The 2,625-nt window shown below is 64.7% G+C and carries 2 protein-coding genes; both read right to left on the bottom strand.

The genetic code is table 11. The features are described from left to right. Positions 1–90: 90 nt before the first annotated feature. On the bottom strand, positions 91–987 hold the full coding sequence (gene istB / locus AC07O4_RS31485; RefSeq protein ID WP_307590757.1) for an IS21-like element helper ATPase IstB: 897 nt from the start codon (positions 985–987) through the stop codon (positions 91–93). Next, the gene (gene istA, locus AC07O4_RS31490) at positions 980–2,512 is read right to left on the bottom strand and encodes an IS21 family transposase (protein ID WP_495306620.1); all 1,533 of its coding nucleotides are present in this window, start codon (positions 2,510–2,512) and stop codon (positions 980–982) included. Before istA ends, istB begins: the two co-directional genes overlap by 8 nt. Between the last annotated feature and the right edge of the window lie 113 nt (positions 2,513–2,625).

Raw genomic sequence — 2,625 nt, forward strand, 5'->3', positions numbered from 1 at the left:
TGTTAGCGCCAGTGCAATCGAGATCAGCGGTGCCAGTCGAACATTGACCAGGGGCTGGAGCTGGTTCTGGTAGGAGCCAGCTGTGGATAACTATAGGTTGGATGCCTCGGTGGGTCCTCCTTTTCTTGAACCGATTGTTGGTATTCCCGAGCCGTCAGGCGAGGCCCCTTCCTCCGCGACCTCGCTCACCTGGGTGGCCGCTGCCTTCCTGGTCTGCTCGCGCGTCTTGATGCGCCCTTTGGCCTCGTGCGTGCTGTGGCGGAAGCGATAGGACTCGTTGCCCGTTTCGATGATGTGGCAGTGATGCGTCAAGCGATCCAATAGTGCAGTGGTCATCTTGGCGTCGCCGAACACACTGGACCACTCCCCGAAGGTGAGGTTGGTGGTGATCATTACGCTGGTGTGCTCGTAGAGCTTGGACAGCAGGTGGAACAACAAGGCACCACCGGCCTGGCTGAACGGCAGGTAGCCCAACTCGTCGAGCACGACCAAGTCCATGCGCACCAGGCTCATGGCGATGCGTCCAGCACGTCCCTGGCTCTTCTCATGCTCCAGGGCATTGACCAGATCGACCGTGGAGTAGAACCGCACTCGCTTGGCGTGCCGGGTGAGCCCGGCAATCCCCAGCGCCGTGGCCAGGTGGGTCTTGCCAGTGCCTGGGCCGCCGACCAACACCACGTTCTGCGCATCCTGCGTGAACGACAGGTCCGCCAGTTTCTGGATCAACGCGCGGTCGACCTGCGAGACGGCGAAGTCGAACCCAGCCAAGTCGCGATGCATGGGGAAGCGCGCCGACTTCATCTGGTGGGCAATGGAACGCATCGCCCGGTCGGCGTCTTCAGCCTGCAGCAGGTGCTCCACCAGCCAGCGTGATGTGGCCAGGGTCGTATCGCCGCCTTGCTCCGTCAGATCGGCCCAGGCCGTGGCCATGCCGTTGAGCCGCAGCGCCTTCAGTTGGGCCTGCACATCGATGAGGGTCTCACGCATGGCCGACCTCCTGTCCGTCCAGATGATCCTGGTGGGTGGGGCGCAGCCGGTCGTAGCGCGCGGTGTCGGCCTTGGGCGCCTGGGTGAGCCGCAGGGATGTCTGCGCCTGATCCGGTGGGGCCGGGCTGTTCAGGCGGGCCAGCACGTTGCGCACGTGCTCCACGCTGATGCTGCCGCTGGGCGCTCTGCCTTCAAGCACCAGCTCAACGGCCACCAGCACCGCCTCCAGTCCGGCCTGCGGCACCACGGCCAGCACCTGCGCCATGACCCGGTCTCCTCCAGCATGACGCAGCAGGGATTGACGCAAGCGCAGCAACGGCGCCGGCAGATCCAGGAACGGCGTGCCGTTGCGCAAGGCGCCCGGCTTGCGCTGCACCAGCCCAATGTAGTGCTGCCAGTCGTAGCTGGTCAGGCCGCTGCCCGGCAGCCGGGCATGGCTGGCCACGACGGCGTCCGCGGCCGCTACATCGATTCGCTCGGGATAGACGCGGGTGCTGACGATGTGGCCAGCCCACTCGCACGGCACGGAGTAACGATTGCGCGCGGCGGCCACCAGGCAGGTGCTGCTGACCCGGGCCAGCCGCTCGACGTAGCCGTCGAAGGGGGCCGGCATGGACATGAGGTGAGGCTTCTCCAGCTCCCACATCTCGGCCACGGTGAACTGCCGATGGATCGGATGCGTGGTGTCGCTCCACACCGAACGACACCGCTCGCTCAGCCAGGCATTGAGTTCGATGAACGAGCCGAAGCGACGGGTCGCGGCTTCGATCCAGATGCGCCGGCGGCTGTCCTGCACGTTCTTCTCGACTACCCCCTTCTCCCAGCCCGAGGCGACGTTGCAGAAGTCGGGGTCGAACAGGTAGTGGCTGCACATGGCAGCGAAGCGGGCGTTGACGGTGCGCTGCTTGCCGCGCTGCACCTTGTCCACGGCGGTGCGCATGTTGTCGTAGATGCCGCGCCGGGTGACGCCGCCGAGTGCTTGGAACGAGCGGGTGTGCGCATCGAACAGCATCTCGTGGCCCTGGCTGGGGTAGGCCACCAGCCAGAAGGCTCGACTGGCGCACAGCTTCAGGTGCGCCACTTGCACGTTGTAGAACACACCACCGACGACCATGGCCTCGACGCTCCAGTCGAACTGGAAGGCCTCTCCCAGTTCGAAGCTCATCGGAACGAACGCCTTGGCCGGACTGGCTGCCGACTCCACCCGCCAGCGCCGGATGTAGTCGGTGACGGCGCTGTAGCCGCCGCGGTAGCCCTGGGCCTGTATCTGAGCAAACAAGGCACGGCCGCTGCGCCGTCCCTGCTTCGGGCGATGGCTGTCGGTCGTGAGCGCCTGGTGCAGGGCCGGCTCGAACGCCGTGAGCTTGCCATCGAGCTTCACCCGCTCGTACTTCGGCACAACATCGCTGGGCGCCTTGAGCCACTTCTTGACCGTGTTGCGCGACAGGCCCGTGCGCTTTGCGATCTCGCTGAGGGAGAGTTGGTCGCGCAGTCTCATGCGCCTGACCTTGCCAATCATGTCCATGGTGATCACCTTGAATCCCCTGCTGAAATTCTCAGCAGGTCAGTGGAACACCCTGGTCAATATTGGATTGGCACTTTGCGGTTTAGCTGGTCAAGATTGCACTGGCACTAACA

The sequence above is a fragment of the Variovorax sp. GW821-FHT09D04 genome (assembly GCF_059416405.1).